The sequence below is a fragment of the Rhizobium sp. R711 genome (genome assembly GCF_002211365.1).
Classification (GTDB): domain Bacteria; phylum Pseudomonadota; class Alphaproteobacteria; order Rhizobiales; family Rhizobiaceae; genus Rhizobium.
Genome location: NZ_LOKZ01000004.1, coordinates 102,276 through 122,112, shown reverse-complemented (window position 1 = coordinate 122,112; position 19,837 = coordinate 102,276). Strand labels below are relative to the sequence as shown.

The 19,837-nt window shown below is 59.9% G+C and carries 17 protein-coding genes; 5 read left to right on the top strand and 12 right to left on the bottom strand.

What is annotated here, in order from left to right; all coding sequences use genetic code 11:
- Positions 1-4: 4 nt before the first annotated feature.
- Positions 5-607, bottom strand: a complete 603-nt coding sequence (locus tag ATY80_RS08350) for an SCO family protein (RefSeq protein WP_088691972.1) — start codon at positions 605-607, stop codon at positions 5-7.
- Between the two features lie 354 nt (positions 608-961).
- On the opposite strand from ATY80_RS08350, the gene ATY80_RS08345 reads away from it, so the two are divergent.
- The 3 genes from ATY80_RS08345 to ATY80_RS08335 all read left to right on the top strand — a co-directional run bounded on the left by ATY80_RS08345 (position 962) and on the right by ATY80_RS08335 (position 4,004).
- Positions 962-2,926 carry a methyl-accepting chemotaxis protein gene (locus tag ATY80_RS08345; protein ID WP_088691971.1) on the top strand — a complete coding sequence of 655 codons (1,965 nt, stop codon included), beginning with the start codon at positions 962-964 and terminating at the stop codon, positions 2,924-2,926.
- A 2-nt stretch (positions 2,927-2,928) separates the two neighbouring features.
- The gene (locus ATY80_RS08340) at positions 2,929-3,396 is read left to right on the top strand and encodes a chemotaxis protein CheW (RefSeq protein ID WP_007534808.1); all 468 of its coding nucleotides are present in this window, start codon (positions 2,929-2,931) and stop codon (positions 3,394-3,396) included.
- A 197-nt stretch (positions 3,397-3,593) separates the two neighbouring features.
- Entirely contained in the window at positions 3,594-4,004 is a 411-nt protein-coding gene (locus ATY80_RS08335) for a GFA family protein (RefSeq protein ID WP_088691970.1), read from the top strand.
- Between the two features lie 13 nt (positions 4,005-4,017).
- Here the strand turns inward: ATY80_RS08335 and ATY80_RS08330 are convergent, their stop codons facing one another.
- Both ATY80_RS08330 and ATY80_RS08325 read right to left on the bottom strand, forming a co-directional pair.
- Positions 4,018-4,512, bottom strand: coding sequence for a CreA family protein (locus ATY80_RS08330; RefSeq protein ID WP_088691969.1), 495 nt, complete (start codon positions 4,510-4,512; stop codon positions 4,018-4,020).
- A gap of 63 nt (positions 4,513-4,575) precedes the next feature.
- Entirely contained in the window at positions 4,576-5,166 is a 591-nt protein-coding gene (locus tag ATY80_RS08325; protein ID WP_088692060.1) for a 3'-5' exonuclease, read from the bottom strand.
- Positions 5,167-5,426: 260 nt separating this feature from the next.
- Between ATY80_RS08325 and ATY80_RS08320 the strand changes: the two genes are divergently transcribed.
- Complete coding sequence (locus tag ATY80_RS08320; RefSeq protein ID WP_088691968.1) at positions 5,427-5,948, top strand: GNAT family N-acetyltransferase; 522 nt, start codon at positions 5,427-5,429, stop codon at positions 5,946-5,948.
- A 33-nt stretch (positions 5,949-5,981) separates the two neighbouring features.
- Here the strand turns inward: ATY80_RS08320 and ligA are convergent, their stop codons facing one another.
- From ligA to aqpZ, 9 genes are all read right to left on the bottom strand, one after another.
- Complete coding sequence (gene ligA, locus ATY80_RS08315) at positions 5,982-8,147, bottom strand: NAD-dependent DNA ligase LigA (RefSeq protein ID WP_088691967.1); 2,166 nt, start codon at positions 8,145-8,147, stop codon at positions 5,982-5,984.
- 108 nt (positions 8,148-8,255) lie between these two features.
- Positions 8,256-9,929: a DNA repair protein RecN gene (gene recN, locus ATY80_RS08310; RefSeq protein ID WP_088691966.1), complete on the bottom strand. Its 1,674-nt coding sequence runs from the start codon at positions 9,927-9,929 to the stop codon at positions 8,256-8,258.
- A 5-nt stretch (positions 9,930-9,934) separates the two neighbouring features.
- Positions 9,935-10,804 (bottom strand): outer membrane protein assembly factor BamD, encoded by an 870-nt coding sequence (locus tag ATY80_RS08305; RefSeq protein WP_189637107.1) that lies wholly within the window; start codon positions 10,802-10,804, stop codon positions 9,935-9,937.
- 275 nt (positions 10,805-11,079) lie between these two features.
- Entirely contained in the window at positions 11,080-12,036 is a 957-nt protein-coding gene (gene lpxC, locus ATY80_RS08300) for a UDP-3-O-acyl-N-acetylglucosamine deacetylase (protein ID WP_088691964.1), read from the bottom strand.
- Between the two features lie 288 nt (positions 12,037-12,324).
- Complete coding sequence (ftsZ, locus tag ATY80_RS08295; protein ID WP_088691963.1) at positions 12,325-14,049, bottom strand: cell division protein FtsZ; 1,725 nt, start codon at positions 14,047-14,049, stop codon at positions 12,325-12,327.
- Positions 14,050-14,105: 56 nt separating this feature from the next.
- Entirely contained in the window at positions 14,106-15,437 is a 1,332-nt protein-coding gene (gene ftsA / locus ATY80_RS08290; protein ID WP_018858330.1) for a cell division protein FtsA, read from the bottom strand.
- On the bottom strand, positions 15,434-16,366 hold the full coding sequence (locus ATY80_RS08285) for a cell division protein FtsQ/DivIB (RefSeq protein WP_088691962.1): 933 nt from the start codon (positions 16,364-16,366) through the stop codon (positions 15,434-15,436). The genes ftsA and ATY80_RS08285 overlap by 4 nt, the downstream gene beginning before the upstream one ends.
- Positions 16,354-17,280 carry a D-alanine--D-alanine ligase gene (locus ATY80_RS08280; RefSeq protein ID WP_088691961.1) on the bottom strand — a complete coding sequence of 309 codons (927 nt, stop codon included), beginning with the start codon at positions 17,278-17,280 and terminating at the stop codon, positions 16,354-16,356. The genes ATY80_RS08285 and ATY80_RS08280 overlap by 13 nt, the downstream gene beginning before the upstream one ends.
- A 228-nt stretch (positions 17,281-17,508) precedes the next feature.
- The gene (gene aqpZ, locus ATY80_RS08275; protein ID WP_088691960.1) at positions 17,509-18,201 is read right to left on the bottom strand and encodes an aquaporin Z; all 693 of its coding nucleotides are present in this window, start codon (positions 18,199-18,201) and stop codon (positions 17,509-17,511) included.
- A 215-nt stretch (positions 18,202-18,416) separates the two neighbouring features.
- On the opposite strand from aqpZ, the gene ATY80_RS08270 reads away from it, so the two are divergent.
- Positions 18,417-19,721, top strand: a complete 1,305-nt coding sequence (locus tag ATY80_RS08270; RefSeq protein ID WP_088691959.1) for an MFS transporter — start codon at positions 18,417-18,419, stop codon at positions 19,719-19,721.
- Positions 19,722-19,837: the final 116 nt, after the last annotated feature.

Genomic DNA, 19,837 nt, shown 5'->3' with positions numbered 1-19,837 from the left:
GCCGTCATCCCTTGCTGACGAGGTTCTCCAGTTTTTTTACAGCCGTATCGGGATTTTCGCCATAGGCGATGGTCCCGGAGAACCGCCCTGCTGAATCGAGCAGGAAGACGGAGGCAGTGTGGTCCATCGTGTAGTCGCCGTCGGGTTTGCTTTCGTCCACCGGAACCTTCTTGGCGTAGACCCGGTACCCCTTGATGACCTCGGCAACTTTGTCGGGAGCGCCAGTAATGCCGACGATCCGCTTGGAGACATTGGAGACGTACTCGTTCATGACTTCGGGCGTATCGCGCTCGGGATCGACAGTCACGAAATAGGCCTGCAGCTTTTTGCCTTCAGGATCTACCTTCTCCAGCCAACCGTTCATTTCGAACAGAGTCGTCGGGCAAACTTCTGGGCAATGCGTGAAGCCAAAGAAGAGTGCCGTCGGCTTGCCGCGGAAGGCCTGCTCGGTGATCGGCTTGCCGTCCTGGGCGACCAGCGTGAAAGGCACGCCGAACGGTCCCTCGGAGATCGCCTCGTTTGTTTTGGTGACATTGAGCGTCAGCCAGCCGAGAATTCCGGCCATTAGCAACACCGCAACCCAGACCGCTATGCGGACAGTCTTCATCTATCGAACCTCTGAGATCGGGATCATTCCCGCCTCCCGCGTGATATCGCCTCGTTCTCCGGGACGCAATTCAACAAGACGTTTTCCCAAAGGCGACCGATTGCCCCACCGACACACGGAAAAAGCGCAATCCAGACAGGAAAATAAAATATTTTCAAATACCTACCAAATTAATCAGGGGTGCCTGCAATCTTTGAGGGTTAGCAAATGCTTAAAAATACACCTCTATATTTAGCCATGGATAGAACGCCCGCCGTTCTCGTGACATGACGTCTGCCTGGCACTTCAACCCCGGCGATCCGCGTGAGCGCAAGATGCATACCGCGTCTCATCGCGGAGGGGAATGATCGTCAAATGACTGATATGAAAGTGCGCAAGAGCCTCTCTGTAGGCCAACGTTTGTGGACACTGGGCGGTGCGGCGTTCATTGGCTTCGGTTCGATGCTTGGGGTTGGTTGGTACCAGAACTCGGGCGCCGATCTCGCTCTGAGGCACGCCAACGAGATCCAGGCCAGCGTAGACCACATCAACGAGATGCGCGCCGCGAACCTTACTCTCATTCTTGCCGCCATGGACACCATCGTCGATCGCGGCGATCGCAGCGTCAAGCCTGAACGCCTGAAACTGATGAACGATGCAATCGTTGAGTTGCAGAGCAGCTCCAAGGAGATGCATCGCCTGGGAGAAGAGCTGAACGCAGGAGGCCTGCTGTCTACCTACGATGCTGATGTGGCGGCCCTGGGGCAGAACATTGTCGGAAACCTAAAGGCTGCCGTCGAATCAGGCGCGCCAGAAAGCGAATTCGACAAGCTGGATGACGCCATCGACGGCGGCGGCGACAAGGTGGGCTCGACACTGGACAAGCTCGCGCGCGAAGGCGGCGAACTAGCCAAGAAGCGGATTGATGACGCGGACGCGATCTCGCAGCAGGCGATCCAGATCCAGCTCGCACTTGGCGTCGTGGCCATACTGACGATGGCGATCCTACAGTACATCCATGGTGGTGCCATTCGCCGCGGCATCGAGGGCGTGCGCAAGAGCATGCAGGGGATCATGCGTGGCGATCTCGATAGCCATGTTCCCGCCACCGACCGTGGCGACGAGATCGGCGACATGGCGCGCGCCGCCGAGAGCTTTCGCCTCGCCGCAGTCGAGAAGCTGGAACTCCAAGCGCGGAGCGAAAGCGAACGCCAGCAGAGCGATGCCGAACGCCGCAGCCGCGAAGCGGCAAAATTGGCGGATACCGAAGCCCTCAACAATGCGGTAAATGCACTGGGCCATGGCCTTACACGGCTCGCCGGCGGTGACGTGACTGTCACCATCGAGCAACCTTTCAAGCAGGAACTGGAACGCCTCCGCAGCGACTTCAATCTGGCCACAGCCACCCTCCGCCAGACGATGGCCGGGATCTCCCAGAACGGCGTCTCCATTCAGGCGAACAGTCAGCAGATGCGCTCGGCGGCCGACGACCTTGCAAAGCGCACGGAACAGCAGGCCGCCTCGCTCGAGGAAACCTCCGCGGCCCTCGATCAGATCACGGCAACGGTCCGCAACGCTGCCAGCCGTGCCGAGGAAGTCAGCCACATGGTGGCCCATACCCGACAGAACACGACGAAATCAGATGTGGTCGTCACCGACGCCATGGCCGCCATGGAGCGAATCGCCACGGCCTCGCGTGAGATCGGAACGATCATCAACGTCATCGATGAGATCGCCTTCCAGACCAACCTCCTCGCCCTCAACGCCGGCGTCGAAGCAGCCCGCGCAGGCGAAGCCGGCAAGGGTTTTGCGGTCGTGGCGCAGGAAGTCCGCGAACTCGCCGGCCGTGCCGCCGGCGCCGCCAAGGATATCAAGGCCTTGATCGGAAAATCCGGTGCCGAAGTAAAGGCAGGCGGTGAACTCGTGACGGCAGCCGGTGAAGCGTTGCGCCGGATCGGGGAAGATGTTTTGCGCATTGACGAGCATGTTAAATCAATCGTAACCTCTGCGCGCGAACAATCCACCGGACTGAACGAAATCAATTCGGCCATCAGCCAGATGGACCAGGTCACTCAGAAAAATGCGGCCATGGTGGAAGAAACGAACGCAGCAAGCCACGCGCTCGCCACCGATGCCGACAGCCTGATCCACCTGATCCAGACATTCAAGATCGGCGAGGGCATGAATGCCCGTTCCACGCCGCGGGAAGCCACCGCAGTCTCGCATCCGAAACCATCTCCCGCACGAAGCCTGATCGGCAAGGTCGCGGGCGCATTCAGCGGCGGCGCAACCGCCAGGGCCATGGCCGCACCGGCCGGAGACAACTGGGAAGAATTCTGATCATGAACAACACCATCATCAACCAGACCGGCTCGCATCTCGAGATCGTCTCCTTCCATCTCGGAGAGCAGGAATTCTGCATCGATATCATGGCGATCCGCGAAATCCGCGGCTGGGCGCCGGTAACGCCGATGCCGCACACACCGCCTTACGTGCTAGGCCTCATCAACCTGCGCGGCGCGGTGATCCCCGTGATCGACATGGCTTGCCGCCTCGGCATGAAGATGACCGAGCCATCCGAGCGCTCTGCGATCATCGTCACGGATATCGCCGGCAAGCTCGTCGGCCTGCTGGTCGAGCAGGTTTCCGACATGATGACCATCAAGAGCGAAGACCTGCAGCCGGCGCCGGAGATTATTCCGGAAGCGCAGCGCGCCTTCTGCCGCGGCATCGTGGCTCTCGAAAAGACAATGGTCTGCTTCCTGAACCTCGACACGGTCATTGCCGACGAGCTGGCACAGGCGGCTTGACGAGACTGGCGGGTTCGGCAAAACCCAGCCATCCCAAGGGAACTTTGAGCCGCTCGCGCCGGAACCGGCGCGAGCGGTTTTTTTTCTGCATGCCATTCTTAGGGCCGCATTGCAGGCTATTTGCTCACCGCGCGTTCCGCACAGCTTTGACTGAACAAAGCACAGGGCGGTGTTTGAAGAGCAACGGGGTACGGAACATGAGCGAGGCGAAGACCCGTCACACCGGGGGATGCGGCTGCGGCGCGGTCCGCTACAGAATTGACGAAGCGCCGTTGGCGAGTGGCATCTGTCACTGCCAGACCTGCCGAAAGGTTGCTTCGGCTCCCACCTTGCCGTTCGTCACCTTCCCTGTACGAACACTGGTCTATGAACAAGGAGCTCCGCGGGCCTTCGCCTCTTCGAAGGGCGTCGTGCGCACGTTCTGCGGCTTGTGCGGCTCCCCGCTCAGTTATCAAAACGATGCGGACCCCGACTTGATCGACATGATGACCGTCAGTCTCGACGAGCCGAATGCATATCACCCGACCTTTCACGTCTGGACGTCCGAAAAGGTGTCGTGGGATGTCATCTGCGACGAGCTTCCGGCACACCCCAAAAGTTGCGACTAGCGCGGACGTGCTGCTATTGCGGCTTGCCGTTCTTCCACGTGACGTTCTGCCCATATAGCGGGATGGTCGAAATCGCCATCTTGGCCGAGCCGTCGGTCAGTTCGCGGGAATGCGAGAGATAGATCAACGTGTCATTCTCTTTGTCGTAGATCCGGTTGACGACCAGCTTCTTCCAGATCAGCGACATGCCTGTCTTGAAGACTTCGTCACCGCCCTTCGACAGATCTATATCGCCGATCTCGATCGGCCCTGTCTGGCGGCACGAGATGGAGTTGTTCGAGGGATCCTCGAACCAGTTGCCGTTCTTCACGCGGTCGATGACGCTGCGGTCGAAATAGGTGACGTGGCAGGTCACACCCTTCACTTGCGGGTCAGCCACCGCATCGATGATGATGTCGTTGCCGATCCAGTCGACCCCGACCTTGCCGACTTGATCAGCAGATGCCGTGCCGGCGCAGAGGCCGATGAGCGAGGCGGCAGCGAGCGCGGTGTAGCTTTTTCCGGACATGGCGATTCCCTGATTAGATCCGCATCTAAGGTAAGTGCGAGTGATGCCTTTACAAGGAAGGCTTCACGCCTTCCTGCAGGTGCAGGCCTCGTATCCGGTTGAAGTCAGTCGCCCTGGCTTCATGCCGATCAGGGCCGGAATGGCGTTGACCGCTGCGGCCCCGACTGTCTTTGCCATCGCAATCGCCGCATGCGCGCAGACGGCAGCGTCTTCGCCGGCATTGTGATGGGCGAAACGCAGGCCGAGATGCTCGGCGATCATGTTCAGCCGATGCGAGAGGAAGTGCGGCCAGATCCTCTGCGCCATCTTCAGGCTGCAGAGATAGGTCAATTCCGGATAGGATTGCCGATAGAGATCGAGGCTCGCGCGCCACACGCTGAAATCGAAAGAAGCGTTGTGCGCGATCATGGTCGCGCCTCGGAAATCATCGTGGAACTCGTCCATCACCTCCGGAAACTCCGGCGCGTCCTCAACATGCTCCGGCCGGATGCCATGGATGGCGATGTTCATGCCGGAGAAGCGCATCTCCTTCGGCCGGATCAGCCGCTCCTCGACGCGGGTGACCTTGCCGTCCTCGATCCATGCCAGCCCGACCGAGCAGGCACTGCCACGCTGTTCGTTGGCTGTCTCGAAATCAATGGCAATGGTTTTCAACGAGATTTCCGATTCGATTGCATTGATCTGGCATAGCTTCCCCGCCCTCTCCGCGCAAATCCGGCTGTTGACATCCGCAAGCGGATTGCGAAACATGGCGCCCATGAACGGATCGATGACCACTACGGTTGTGCTGACGACCACCCTTGCGGGGTTGGCGGGAGCGATGGTGCGTTAGAAGCAGTCCGTCATCCCCTAAACCCTGCCGAGGCGAGCAGGGTTTGGAAACCGGCTCTCCTCAAACTGAGAAGGAGAGTTGCATGCAGAAAAATCCAAGTCGCAGAAAAATACCGGTCGGACTACTGATCCGAGCCGTCCGTCCATCCGATACCGAAGCCCTGGCAACGCTGGTCAATCTACCGGGCTTTCGCGCTGGGACCTTGCGTCCACCCTACCAGAGTATTGAAGAAACCCGCCGCCATCTCGAAAACAGCAATCCGGACGCGATGCGCCTCGTCGCGACGATTGACGAGCAGATCGTGGGCGACATCGGCATGACCCGCTATCGTGGTCGTCGCAACCACGTCGCCAGCATTGGCATGGGCGTGCATGACGATTTTACCGGCCGCGACATCGGTAGTGCGCTGCTCGCGGCGATCATCGACGCCGCGGACAACTGGCTGAACATCATGCGCCTGGAGCTGACCGTTTACACCGACAACGAAGCCGCCCTCGCCCTCTACAGAAAGTTCGGCTTCGAAGAGGAAGGCATACTTCGTGCCTACGCCTTCCGGGCCGGCAGCTACGTCGATGCCTATGCGATGGCGCGCATCAAGCGATAAAGGAACGCTTTGAGGTCGACGAAAACCGATTTCTCACCGGCTGATCAGCGCCAGCCACTCGTCCTCGTCCATCGTCTGGACGCCAAGCTCGCGCGCCTTGTCGAGCTTGGAGCCCGCTCCCGGCCCCGCAACGACGATATCGGTCTTCTTTGACACCGATCCCGCGACCTTGGCGCCAAGGCTTTCAGCCCGCGCCTTGGCCTCGTCGCGCGTGAACTTCCCTAACGAACCGGTGAAGACGACAGTCTTGCCGGCGATAGGGCTGTCTGAAGCTGAGATTTTCTCTGCCGGCAGGGGCGTCCCGTCGTTTAACTCAGCAAGCAGGCGCGAGATTACCTCGACATTGCGAGGTTCCTTGTAGAATTCGACGATCGCGCGCGCGACGATCTCACCGATGCCTTCAATAGCGTTGAGGTCGTTCCAGGCATCGCCGGAAAGCGACGAGGCGGCTTTCATCGCTGCCTCGAAATCGGTGTAGGTGCCGTAGGAGCGCGCCAAAAGCTTGGCCGTCGTCTCGCCGACGTGGCGGATGCCGAGCGCATAGATGAACCGGTGCAGCGCAATGTTCCGCCGCTCATTGATCGCCGTATAAAGCTTGCCGACGCTGACCTTGCCGAAGCCTTCAATGTTTTCGAGCTTGGTGAGCGAGCCAGCCTGCCGCTTCTCCAGCGTGAAAATATCTGGTGCTGTTCGGATCTGCAGTGACGGATCCTCGCTCTCGAAGAAGAAATCGACCTGCTTCGACCCCAGACCCTCGATATCGAAGGCATTGCGCGAGACGAAGTGCTTCAGATGCTCGGTCGCCTGCGCACGGCAGATGAAACCACCGGTGCAGCGCGTGACTGAATCGAGCTTGCCGGTCTTCTCGTTCTTCTCCCGCACAGCATGGCTGCCGCAGACCGGGCATTTTTGCGGGAAAGGGTATCGGACCGCCTCGGCGGGCCGCCTCTCCATCACGACGTCAAGCACCTGCGGGATAACGTCTCCCGCTCGCTGCACGATGACCGTATCACCGATCCGGATGTCGTGCCCAACTTCGCGAATACGTTCGCCCGAATTGCCGATGCCTTCGATGTAATCGGCGTTGTGCAATGTTGCATTGGTCACGACGACGCCGCCGACCGTAATTGGCGTTAGCCGTGCAACCGGAGTGAGTGCACCGGTGCGGCCTACCTGGATATCGATGTTCTCGACAGTCGTGAAAGCTTGCTCTGCCGGGAACTTATGCGCCGTGGCCCAGCGCGGGCTGCGGGAACGAAATCCGAGCCTCTGCTGCAGTTCCAGGCTATCGACCTTGTAGACGACACCGTCGATATCATAGTCGAGGTCAGGTCGCTTCAGGCCGATCTCATCGTAATGGGCCAAAATATCGGCGACGGAATTCAACCGCTTCATCAGCGGATTGACGGGAAAACCCCAGCTCTTGAACACCTCAACCATGCCGAACTGCGTCTCGGCAGGCATGTCCGACATCTCCCCCCAGGCATAGGCGAAGAATTTGAGCTTGCGGCTTGCCGTCACCTTGGCATCAAGTTGCCGCAGCGATCCGGCAGCGGTATTACGGGGATTGACGTAGGTCTGCTTGCCCTCGGCTTCCATCTGCTTGTTGAGTGCCAGGAAGTCGCTCTTGGCCATGTAGACCTCGCCGCGCACCTCGACGATGGCGGGCGCCCCCGCAGGCAGTGTCTGGGGAATCTCCTTGATCGTGCGGATGTTGGCCGTGACGTTCTCGCCTGTTGTGCCGTCGCCGCGCGTTGCCGCGCTCACCATCCTGCCGTTCTCATAGCGGATCGACATGGAAAGACCGTCGATCTTCGGCTCCGCAGTAAAGGCAATCGACTGGTCCGGCAGCCGGCCGAGGAAGCGATAGACACTCGCGACAAAATCCTGCACGTCCTCCTGCGAGAACGTGTTGTCGAGCGACAGCATCGGCCGCGCATGGACAACTGGCGCGAAGGTTACCGAAGGGGCGACACCGACGCGCCGCGACGGACTGTCCTCGCGAACGAGTTCCGGAAAGCGCGCCTCGATCGCGTCGTTGCGCCGTTTCAGCGCATCATACTCGGCATCGGAAATCGCCGGGCGATCCTCGCCGTGATAAAGCTCGTCGTTGCGGGCGATCTCCTTGGCAAGCCGCTCAAGCTCGGCGGCGGCATCTTCGATCGTCAGGGCATCAACGGCTATGGCTTCGGTCGACATACGGCTCTCGCTCCACGGAATCTGGAGTCGGTTTTAGAGCAAAATGAGTGGATTGAAAGAGAGCGAGAGGTCCTCGTTCGCCCTCTCCCCAATTCGGCGATTAAGAATTCAACCGTTCCCGGCCAGCAGCCGGGCAGCCGCTGCCCTCGCCTCTTCCGTCACCGAGGCGCCCGCAAGCATGCGTGCGATTTCCTCGGTACGGTCGCCGGGCGCCATCGTCGCGACGCGGGTCGCGATCTTCTCGGAGCCTTCGGCAGCCGGGCCTTTCGAAATCAGCAGATGCGTTGCCGCCCGCGCGGCGACCTGCGGCGCATGCGTGACCGAAAGCACCTGTACACGGTCGGAAAGGCGCTTAAGCCGCTGACCGATCGCATCGGCAACCGCCCCGCCGACCCCGGTATCGATTTCGTCGAAAACGAGCGTCGGTGCGGAACCGCGATCGGCAAGCGCCACCTTCAGCGCCAGCAGGAAGCGCGAAAGCTCACCGCCTGACGCCACCTTCATGATCGAACCAGGACGCGTGCCCGGATTGGTCTGAACGTGGAATTCCACCACGTCGATACCTTCAGAGGTCGCGTCCTCCGGATTGGTGGTGATCTCCACCATGAAGCGCGCACGTTCCAGCTTTAGTGCCGGCAGCTCCGCCATGACGGCAGCAGCCAGGGCGTCGCCGGCATGATGACGCCTGTCGGAAAGCGTCCGCGCCGCCGCGTCATAGTTCGCCCTGGCGACACCGACCTCGGCTTCGAGCTTGGCCAGCTTTTCCTCGCCGGCGTCGACATCGGCAAGATCGCTGATCATGCGGACCGCCAGCGCCGGCAGTTCGGTTACCGGAACGGAATATTTGCGGGAGGCGGCGCGCAAGGCAAACAAGCGCTCTTCGACGCGCTCAAGCTCCTTCGGATCGTATTCCGTCTTCCTCAGCGCAGCCTCGACTTCCATCTGGGCATTGGAGAGCTGGTCAAGAGCGGCGTCCAGAAGCGCCACGGTATCTTCCAGCAGGCCCGGGGCCTCGTGGCTCTTGCGCTCCAGCCTGCGCACCAGCGAGGCGATGTGCGGCACAGGAGAAGCATTGCCGTTGAGGAATTCCGAGGCCTCGGCAATATCGCCGGCGATTCGTTCGGCCTTCATCATTTTTTGGCGACGGTCGGCGAGTTCGTCCTCCTCGCCATCCAGCGGCGAAAGCTTTTCCAGCTCCTCGACGGATGACCGCAGATAGTCCGCCTCGCGGGCGGCATTCTCCACCTTCTCACGCTGCTTCTTCAGCGTCCGTTCGGTATCGCGCCAAATCCGGTAGAGGTTGGAAACGGCCGCAGCGTCTTCGTTCGCGCCGGCGAAGGCGTCGAGCAGGATACGATGGGCGTGGGTGTCGACGAGCGCACGATCATCATGCTGACCGTGAATCTCGACGAGCATCTGTCCGGCCTGGCGCATCAGTTGAACGCTGAGCGGCTGGTCGTTGACATAGGCCTTGGTGCGGCCGTCGGAGTTTTGGACACGGCGGAAAATAAGATCGCCATCGTCATCGATGCCGTTTTCGCGCAGCAGCTTGCGGGCGCCGTGATCCGGGCCGACGTCGAAGACAGCCGTTACCTGCCCTTTGTCCTCGCCATGGCGAACAAGACCACCGTCTCCGCGCCCGCCAAGGGCGAGCGAAAGGCTATCAAGCAGGATGGATTTGCCAGCGCCGGTCTCCCCGGTCAGCACCGAGAGGCCGGTCTCAAAGGCGAGATCCAGCCGCTCGATCAGGACGATATCGCGGATCGAAAGCTGGATCAGCATTGGCCTCAGGTACCGAGCAGGAGTTTCTTGCCTGCGGCAGCAATCCACGAACCTGGGTTTTCACGCGGCTCGGTGCCACCATTCTTCAGGAGCTTGAAGGAATCCGCGTACCACTGACTGTCAGGATAGTTGTGGCCGAGAACCGCAGCTGCCGTTTGCGCCTCTTCGACAATGCCCATTGCGTAATAAGCTTCGACAAGACGCGCGAGCGCTTCTTCGATCTGGTTGGTATTCGGATACTTCTCGACGACCGTGCGGAAACGCGAGATCGCCGCGAGATATTCCTTGCGTTCCATGTAGTAGCGGCCGACCTGCATTTCCTTGCCGGCCAGCTGGTCACGCGCGAAGCGGATTTTCGCCTGCGCGTCATCGACGTATTCGGAATCCGGATAGTTGTCGATAACCGCCTGCATGGCCTCAACAGTCTTCGCAGCCGCGCGCTGATCCTGAGTGACATCCACGATCTGCTTCGAGTAAGTCAGACCGATCAGATACTGTACATAGGGAGCATCCTTCGACTTCGGATACTGCGCCATATAGCGGTTACCGGAGGCAAGAGCGTCGTCCAGACGGCCCTGACGGTATTTCACGAAGGTGCTCATCACGAGCGCCTTGCGTGCCCATTCCGAGAACGGGTTCTCGCGGTCGATCGCGTCGAACTTGCGCGCGGCTTCGGCCATATTGCCGGCCTTCATGTTGGCGAGGCCCTGCGTGTAGAGAACATCCGGCGGATCGCTCTCGACGCCGAGCTTGGTAATATCGATATCGGGGTCCGACTGGCATCCGGAAATTAAGGCACCTGCGCTCAGCACCAAGAGCGATGCGAACAAAGCGCGCGCTGTCTTCATCATACTTTCAGACCCTGCATAACCCATCGGAACAATCCCAACGCCGCCATCCCTCAACGGCAGCCACGCCTTGCTGGCGTTTCTAGCCACAAATGTGGAGCCAGAGCAACGCAATGATGACGCATTAACGCATTTTTGTGGCGATGCAGGCGATAAACACCGGTTTTACACTGCGAAAGCTGCGCCTGTTGCCGCTAAACATCTGCGGCAACACATGTATCGGGGAATCACCGTGAGTCTGTTCCCCATAAAGAAACCGCCTCCCGAAGGAGGCGGCCCTGGCCTAGTAAATGCGATGGAGGTCATGCCGACCAGGGAGCAAATTCCGGTGCGTTGACCCGGATGAAGTCCCGGGCAGCAACGCGCTGACGCGGCGCAGACGTCTCGACCACTTCGTAGGCGGTCGGATCGCTGAGCAACGCCTTGAGAGCATTGGCATTCATCTTGTGGCCGCCGCGATAGGAGCGATAGCAACCGATGAAAGGAACACCGGCTAGCGCGAGGTCACCAACGGCATCGAGTGCTTTGTGGCGCACGAACTCGTCCTTGGCGTAGCGCAGGCCTTCAACATTGATAACCGTATTATCGTCCGAGATGACGACGGAATTCTCAAGCGACGAACCAAGCGCGTGGCCGGAGGCCCAAAGACGCTCGACATCCCGCATGAAGCCGAAGGTACGAGCGCGCGACAGTTCGGACTTGAACGTCGCAGCCGTCATGTCGCCTTCCCACTTCTGCCGACCGATCAGCGGGCAGTCGAAATCGATCTCGACTTCGAAGCGCATGCCGTCATGAGGGCGGAACTCGCTCCACGAACCGCCATGCTCGATGCGAACCGGCTTGGTGACGCGGATGTAGCGGCGCTTCACGCCGAGCGATACCAGGCCAACCTGTTCGATCGCTTCGATAAAGGGCATCGAGCTGCCGTCCATGATCGGCATTTCCGCGCCATCAACCTCGATCACGACGTTGTCGAGACCAAGCGCGTAGACTGCAGCCATGACATGTTCGATCGTCGCGACCGAGCGCGCCGGCGAGAAACCAAGAACGGTGCAGAGATCTGTATTGCCGACCTGCGAGGACACGGCACGATATTCGGAAACCTCGCCATTCTCATGCATGCGATTGAAGACGACGCCAGTGTCAGCTTCTGCCGGGTTGAAGGTAATCGAAACGTCAGCACCGGAATGGACTCCGATGCCCGAAAGCGCGATCGGGCGCGATACTGTCGTTTGAAAACCCAACATGCCAATAACCATAAATTTTTGCCTTTATTATCCCTGGTGATCCGCTGCGGCTAACATGCCGAACCATCTGCCAGGGTTCATTTCACTCCGTCAAAGCCTCGCCATAAAGCGCAAGAGGACGGTTTCTTGAGCACATACATACGTGCGCCGGGGTTCCAATCCAAATCACTGTTTCTTTCGCATTGTTACGAAAGCATGTCTTTGAAATAACAAGGCAATTAGCTCCGGATTCAAGGTGCTGAAACGGCAATGCCCGGGAGCGTACTCCCGGGCATCCTTGTGGCGATTCTATCCGTTGCCTCAGTTCGACTGGCGGCGCAGGAATGCAGGAATTTCAAGCTGATCGTCTTCCTGCATCATGCGAGCCTGTGGAACGGTACGGCCCTGATCGTCGAGATTTCCGCGACGTGGTGCGTAGAGGCTTGCTTCCGGAGAAAGCGGCCGGCGCTGCTGCGACGCGGCTGCCGGAGCGGACGTCATTTCCGGAGCAACTTCCTCTTCGCGACGACCAAGCGAGTTGGTGATCCGCTTCAGGAGACCCATCGGACCACGCTCCTCGTGAGCGTGAGACGGAGCGGCCGGCTGCGAGCGATGGTCAATCTCTGCCTGCACGACCGGCGGGAAATCCTCCACCTTCGGCATACGGACGGCCTGCTGGGCGGCCGCCGGCTGCTGCATGACCGGCGCGGGTTGGCTGATAATCGGCTGCTGAACAGGCTGGCTCATGACTGGTGCATGAACCGGGGCCTGCTGAACCGGAGCCGGGCGAATGATTGGAGCGGCCTCCGGCGCAGCAAAGATCTTGCTCTGCGGACGGAAGGTCTCTTGCATCGCCGGCTGCTGAACGGGAGCTGCTGCCCGTGGGGCGTGGATCTCAAGCTCGCGCTCCATTTCGACCTCGGCCGCGCGGATTGCCTGCGCAACTGGGTCGACGGGCTTCGGGGCCTGCTGCATGACAGGTGCAGGCTGAACTGCGGCCGGCGCCGGAGCAACGGCCGCGGAAGGACGGATAACCGGCTTTGCGACTGGCTGGAACGTCTTGCCAGCAGCTTCGTTGATCGCGCGATCGATGCCGGTTGCAACAACCGACACGCGGATGATGCCTTCGAGCGATTCGTCAAAGGTCGCGCCGAGGATGATGTTGGCATCCGGATCGACTTCTTCGCGGATGCGGGTCGCAGCCTCATCGACTTCGAAGAGGGTCAGGTCACGACCGCCGGTGATCGAGATCAGCAGGCCCTGTGCACCCTTCATCGAGGTTTCGTCGAGCAGCGGGTTGGCGATTGCAGCTTCGGCAGCCTGCATCGCGCGGCCCTGGCCGGATGCTTCGCCGGTACCCATCATCGCACGGCCCATTTCGCGCATGACAGATCGGACGTCGGCGAAGTCGAGGTTGATGAGACCTTCCTTCACCATCAGATCGGTGATGCAGGCAACGCCGGAGTAGAGAACCTGGTCTGCCATCGCGAATGCATCGGCAAAGGTGGTCTTGTCGTTGGCGATGCGGAAAAGGTTCTGGTTCGGAATGACAATCAGGGTGTCGACAGACTTCTGCAGTTCCTGGATACCCTGCTCGGCAAGCCGCATGCGGCGGCCGCCTTCGAAGTGGAACGGCTTGGTAACGACGCCAACCGTCAGGATGCCCTTGTTACGGGCTGCCTGCGCAACGACCGGAGCAGCGCCCGTGCCTGTGCCGCCGCCCATGCCGGCGGTGACGAAGCACATGTGCGTTCCGTTCAGGTGATCGACGATCTCGTCGATGCACTCTTCAGCAGCTGCGCGGCCGACTTCCGGCTGCGAACCAGCACCGAGACCTTCGGTGACGTTGGCGCCGAGCTGGATAATGCGCTCCGCCTTGGTCATCGTCAGCGCCTGGGCGTCCGTGTTGGCAACGACAAAGTCGACGCCCTGGAGGCCAGCGGAGATCATGTTGTTGACAGCGTTGCCACCGCCACCGCCAACACCGAACACGGTGATACGCGGCTTAAGCTCAGTGATATCCGGCTTTTGCAGCTTGATAGTCATGTTACCGTTCCTTCTCTTTATGGCCGCATCGCCACGCCGGCCAATTCACTCAATTATCAGAAGCTTTCTTTCAACCACTGCCCCATGCGGGCAAAGCGGCTGGTATTTCCCCCAAGCGACATGAGCAGACCGCTCTGTGACGCATGTGTTTCCTGGTCCGCGACCTGCGGATAGATCATCAGACCGACGGCGGTCGAAAAGGCAGGGCCCTTCGCTGCAGTCGGCAGGCCCGAGACGCCCATCGGACGACCGATTCTGACGTTGCGGGCAAGAATGCGGCGCGCAACTTCGGCAAGGCCGGTGAGCTGGCTCGCACCACCCGTCAGCACGACACGCTTGCCGACGATCGGGCTGAAGCCCGAGCGCTGGATGCGGTCGCGGATCAATTCCATTGTTTCCTCGATACGGGCGCTGACGATGCGCGATACCAAAGCGCGCGGCACCTGCGTCGGCAGGTCGCGTTCGTCTTCGCCAATCGGCGGGATCGAAATCAATTCGCGCTCGTCCGAGGAATTCGGCATGGCGGACGCATGAACGACCTTCAGGCGTTCGGCATCTTCGATACGGGTCGAAAGACCGCGGGCCAAATCAGTGGTGACGTGATGGCCTCCGAGGCTGACGGCATCGGTGTGCACCAACTTGCCTTCCGCGAAGACGGAAATCGTCGTCGTGCCACCGCCCATGTCGATCGCAGCACAGCCAAGCTCGACTTCGTCGTCGACGAGAGCAGCCAGGCCGGAAGCGTAAGGCGTCGCAACGATTCCCTCAACCGAGAGATGCGCGCGATTGACGCTGAGCTCGAGGTTCTTCAGCGCAGTGCGCTCGGCGGTGACGACGTGCATGTCGACGCCGAGAACGTCACCATACATCGACAGCGGATCGCGAATACCGCGCTCGCCGTCGAGCGAGAAGCCGGTCGCCAGCGAATGCAGCACGGCACGATCCTGTCGCAGCGACTGCTGACAGGCAGCCGACAGAACCTTCTTGAGGTCGTTCAGTTCGACTTCCTGGCCGCCAAGATCGATGGTTGCGGTGTAGATATCGCTCGTCAAGCGACCCGCAGTAACGTTGACGATCAGGCTTTCGACGGTCAGGCCGGCCATGCGCTCGGCGGCGTCAACGGCAAGACGAATCACGCTTTCCAGCGCATCGAGGTCGGAAATCGCACCGGTCTTGATACCGCGAGAGCGCTGGTGGCCGATCCCGATGATTTCAATGTTGTGCGTGCGGCCGGGCAGCACCTGGCTTTCCTCGCGGGGGGTCAGGCGGCCGATCATGCAGACGACCTTCGTCGAGCCGATGTCCAGCACCGAAACGACATGGGACCGCTTCGACGAAAGCGGCTTCAGGCGCGGCAATCCGAAATGGGACGAACCGAACAAGCTCATATATTTTGCCCCGCCTTCTTCAAATCCTTGGTCCGCTGATCAAGCACAAGCTGCCGGCGCGCCATCGCTTCCGGCGTCAACTGAATTGCCGTGCGGTCGGTGAGCCTGAGATCAACCGCAGCGATATCGCGCTCCAGAAGGTCCTGCTCCTTCATGAACTTCGACAGCCGCGCCAACGCCAGATCGACATCGTCTTCCGGCAGCTTGACCGCAATGCCGTTGTCCATATGCAGATCCCAGCGACGACCCGAAACCCAGACGTAGGCCTTCACCCGCGCCTTGATCTCCGGCCAGTTTGCGAACTCGGCTTCGAGCGAGGTTGCAGCAACCTCTGCACCGCGACCGACCACCAGGGGCAACTGCGAAAACTTATTGTCGCGCAGCGGAGCGATGACCGAACCACCCTTCTCCACGAGAGAAAGCTCCTGGCCATGCTGCCAGATGGCGTAGGCCTGGCGCTCCTTGAGCTTCACCTCGATCGTCTTCGGATAGATCTTGCGAACCTCGACGTTCTCGACCCAGGGCAGCTTGGCAATCTTCTGGCGCGCTGCATCGACGTCGAGCGCCACGAGCGAGGTTGTACCGTCCAGCCCCAACAACTGCAGAATCTCAATTTCAGAGGTCTCGGAATTACCGGACACTTTCACGTCATCGATCGCAAAGCCGGCAGCGGTCGTCGTCGCCTGTGCAACGGCCTCGGTGTGACCACCGAGCGACATGCCGTAAAGACCGGTTGCTGCCAAGAAAGCCAAGGCGGAGACCGTCCCGACATGGGCCGGAATGTGGATGCGGCCACTTCCGAGACTGACAAGAAAGCGAACGACGCGCCGCAACGGGCGCGGCAGAATCAGCCGACCATCACCCTCGGGATACGAAGGCGCCACCTGATGACTCGGGCGCCCTATTCTTTTAACCGTCACCGAGAACAAGAAGCGTCCTCCACCATCCAACGGAGAAATTCCCCAAACGAGTAGCCGGCATGAGCGGCCATTTCGGGCACCAGGGAGGTTGGCGTCATGCCCGGCTGAGTGTTGATTTCCAGCCAGATGATTTCGCCATCTTCGGAGAAGCGATCGTCATAACGAAAGTCGGAGCGACTGACGCCACGGCAACCAATTGCTTGATGCGCCCTTAACGCCAATGATTGTATTTTTTGGTAAATATTCGGTGAAATTTCCGCCGGAATGACGTGTTTCGATCCACCCGCGACGTACTTGGCATCGTAGTCGTAGAAGCCATGCCCCATCGGCACGACCTCGGTCACGCCGAGCACCTGATCCCCCATAACGCCGCAAGTCAGCTCTCGACCGTAGATGTAGCGCTCGACAAGAACCTGTTCGCCGTAGCGCCATTCCGGGGAGCTGATGATCTGCGGAGGATGGGATTGATCCTCCTGAACGATTACCACACCGAAGCTGGAGCCTTCTCGCACGGGCTTCACAACATAGGGCGGCTTCATCGGATGCTCTGCCGGAAAGGCGAAGCGATTGATCACCTCGGACTGAGCAACAGGTATGCCGGCAGCGGCAGCAACCCCCTTGGCCTTCTCCTTGTCCATGGCAAGCGCCGACGCCAACACGCCGGAATGGGTATAAGGAATCTCAAGATATTCGAGAACGCCCTGGATCGTGCCGTCCTCGCCGTAGGGGCCATGCAGCGCATTGAAAACGACATCAGGTCGCAATGCAGCAAGCTTCGCTGACACGTCGCGATCGACGTCCATCCGCGTCACCTGGAAGCCCTCAGCCTCAAGAGCATCCGCGCACGCCGTCCCGGAAGAAAGGCTTACCGGCCTCTCCGAAGAAAATCCACCCATCAGGACAGCGACATGCTTACGACTCATCAACACCCCCAAAAATAACCTGCACACTGAGTTCCGACGCTTGCACCAAGCTTGTTTCTCGTCCGAATCTCGTTCGGTGATGCAGGTGTATTAGAGCCCGATTATGGTTAATGAAGTGTTTACTTTCGTTAATTTTTGCCGCGGAAGGCCGCCCGGGCATGGCCGCGCAAGATGCAAGACCCCGCAGCAACGGCGCGTGCCGTGCGGGGTTTCCACAAGGAAGTCGCATCAGTTCGGGGCTTTCTCGCCCGTTAACTTCCAAACAAGACCACCCAGAACACCGCCCACAAGCGGCGCGACCCAGAACAGCCAAAGCTGCCGCAAGGCCCAGCCGCCGACGAACAACGCCTGCCCTGTCGAGCGTGCAGGATTGACCGACGTCTTGGTGACCGGAATCGAAATCAGGTGAATCAATGTCAGTGCAAGACCGATGGCGATTGGCGCGAAACCTGCCGGCACCTTGGTGCTCGTCGAGCCTAAAATGATGAAGACGAAGAACGACGTCAGGACGATTTCGATCACCAGTGCAGAAGAAAGTGAATAGCCGCCCGGCGAATGCTCGCCATAACCATTCGCCGCAAAATCCCCGAGCTCGAAACCGGCCTTGCCGCTGGCGACGGCATAGAGCACACCCGCGGCAACGATCGCGCCAATAACCTGCACCACAATATAGGGAATTACGCGACCCGCCGGGAACTTGCCGGCCACGGCAAGACCAACGGAAACTGCCGGGTTGAAATGCCCACCGGAAATGCCGCCGACGGCAAAAGCCATTGTCAGGACCGTGAACCCAAAGGCAAATGCAACACCTACAAAGGCAATTCCAAGCTCGGGAAATGCTGCGGCGAGCACGGCACTGCCGCATCCACCAAACACGAGCCAGAACGTTCCAAGAAATTCTGCAATAAGACTTTTCTGCATCCCTCCCTCCCGCGCTCAACCAGAGCGTTCATGAGGAATCTGCTTCATATTGTTTCTGGTCAAGTGACTATGCGCGGCGTCGATGAGCGGAAAAAATGCAAAGCCTACTAATCTTTTTTTCGTTTATTGCCCTGCGGGCATTTGCGCCGAATTAAAATTGCGTTAAGAGCCGCCTGCCTTTCACAGGCATTTCTATGATCCCAATTGGAATGAAAATGTCAGACGCGATATCCAGAGTATCGCCGACTCCCGCTTCATCGAACAGTGCGCAAGTCAACTCGCCGGCGCGCGTTCTGATCGCAAGCCTCGTCGGCACCACGATCGAATTCTTCGATTTCTACGTATATGCAACTGCTGCCGTGCTGGTCTTCCCGACGCTGTTCTTCCCGAACAGCGACCCGACGACCGCACTGCTTGCGTCCTTTGCGACCTTCTCGATCGCCTTCTTCGCCCGTCCGCTCGGCGCCGTGGTCTTCGGCCATTTCGGCGACAGGATCGGCCGCAAGACGACGCTCGTCGCCGCCCTGCTCACCATGGGCATTTCGACGGTTGTGATCGGCCTTCTGCCCTCCTACGAGTCGATCGGCGTCATCGCGCCGCTGCTGCTCGCACTTTGCCGCTTCGGCCAGGGCTTCGGCCTCGGCGGCGAATGGGGCGGCGCAGTGCTGCTCGCCACAGAGAATGCGCCAGAAGGCAAGCGCAGCTGGTACGGCATGTTCCCGCAGCTCGGCGCGCCGGTCGGCCTGTTCCTGTCTTCGGGTATCTTCTGGCTGCTGCTGCAGGTCATGTCTCAGGATGCGCTTCTCAGCTGGGGCTGGCGCGTTCCCTTCATCTCGTCCATCCTGCTGATCGTCATCGGTCTCTGGGTCCGCCTCTCGATCACCGAGACGCCGGCTTTCCAGAAGGCGATCGACAAGCAGGAGCGTGTAGCCGTCCCGGTTGCCGTGCTCTTCCGCAAGCACAAGCGCAGCCTGTTCCTCGGCACCTTCGTGGCGCTGGCAACCTTCGTACTGTTCTACATCGGCTCGGCTTACCTGCTGTCCTACAACGTCAAGGTCCTGAAGATCCCGTTCCTCGACGCGCTTGAGATTCAGATCGTCGGTTCTGTCGCCTTCGGTATCTTTATCCCGATCGTCGGCAAGCTTGCGGAGCGCTTCGGCCGCCGCGAGGTCCTGATCATCACCACCGTGCTGATCGGTATCTTCTCGTTCTTCCTGCCCGGGCTGATGACCGGCGGCGAAGGCAGCATCGTGGTCTTCGCGATCGTTGCGATGGCGCTGATGGGCATGACCTACGGCCTAATCGGCACGGCTCTTGCCGCGCCCTTCCCGACTGCCGTCCGCTACACTGGCTCGTCGATCACCTTCAACCTTGCCGGCATTTTCGGCGCTTCGCTGGCGCCCTACATCGCCACCTGGCTGCAGGCAAACTACGGCATGCAGTATGTCGGCTACTATCTCGGTCTCTCTGCTGTCATCACTCTGATCTGTATCCTGGCATCGGGCCGTGACGAGGTCTGAAATTAACCTGCATTGATAACGAAAGGCCGCAAAATCAAGATTTTGCGGCCTTTTTGTTATCTGTAGCGCAAGCGGAAAGAGCTACTTCCGGTCGCTCATTGCAGGAACGTTCCCGA

Coding starts and splice junctions, on each gene's coding strand:
- ATY80_RS08340 (WP_007534808.1), top strand. CDS start 2,929: ATGAACAACACCATCATCAACCAGACCGGCTCGCATCTCGAGATCGTC.
- ATY80_RS08320 (WP_088691968.1), top strand. CDS start 5,427: ATGCAGAAAAATCCAAGTCGCAGAAAAATACCGGTCGGACTACTGATC.
- lpxC (WP_088691964.1), bottom strand. CDS start 12,036: ATGGTTATTGGCATGTTGGGTTTTCAAACGACAGTATCGCGCCCGATC.
- ligA (WP_088691967.1), bottom strand. CDS start 8,147: ATGTCGACCGAAGCCATAGCCGTTGATGCCCTGACGATCGAAGATGCC.
- ftsA (WP_018858330.1), bottom strand. CDS start 15,437: ATGAGCTTGTTCGGTTCGTCCCATTTCGGATTGCCGCGCCTGAAGCCG.
- ATY80_RS08305 (WP_189637107.1), bottom strand. CDS start 10,804: ATGGGTTATGCAGGGTCTGAAAGTATGATGAAGACAGCGCGCGCTTTG.
- ATY80_RS08350 (WP_088691972.1), bottom strand. CDS start 607: ATGAAGACTGTCCGCATAGCGGTCTGGGTTGCGGTGTTGCTAATGGCC.
- ATY80_RS08335 (WP_088691970.1), top strand. CDS start 3,594: ATGAGCGAGGCGAAGACCCGTCACACCGGGGGATGCGGCTGCGGCGCG.
- ATY80_RS08280 (WP_088691961.1), bottom strand. CDS start 17,280: ATGAGTCGTAAGCATGTCGCTGTCCTGATGGGTGGATTTTCTTCGGAG.
- ftsZ (WP_088691963.1), bottom strand. CDS start 14,049: ATGACTATCAAGCTGCAAAAGCCGGATATCACTGAGCTTAAGCCGCGT.
- ATY80_RS08330 (WP_088691969.1), bottom strand. CDS start 4,512: ATGTCCGGAAAAAGCTACACCGCGCTCGCTGCCGCCTCGCTCATCGGC.
- ATY80_RS08270 (WP_088691959.1), top strand. CDS start 18,417: ATGTCAGACGCGATATCCAGAGTATCGCCGACTCCCGCTTCATCGAAC.
- recN (WP_088691966.1), bottom strand. CDS start 9,929: ATGCTGATCCAGCTTTCGATCCGCGATATCGTCCTGATCGAGCGGCTG.
- ATY80_RS08345 (WP_088691971.1), top strand. CDS start 962: ATGACTGATATGAAAGTGCGCAAGAGCCTCTCTGTAGGCCAACGTTTG.
- aqpZ (WP_088691960.1), bottom strand. CDS start 18,201: ATGCAGAAAAGTCTTATTGCAGAATTTCTTGGAACGTTCTGGCTCGTG.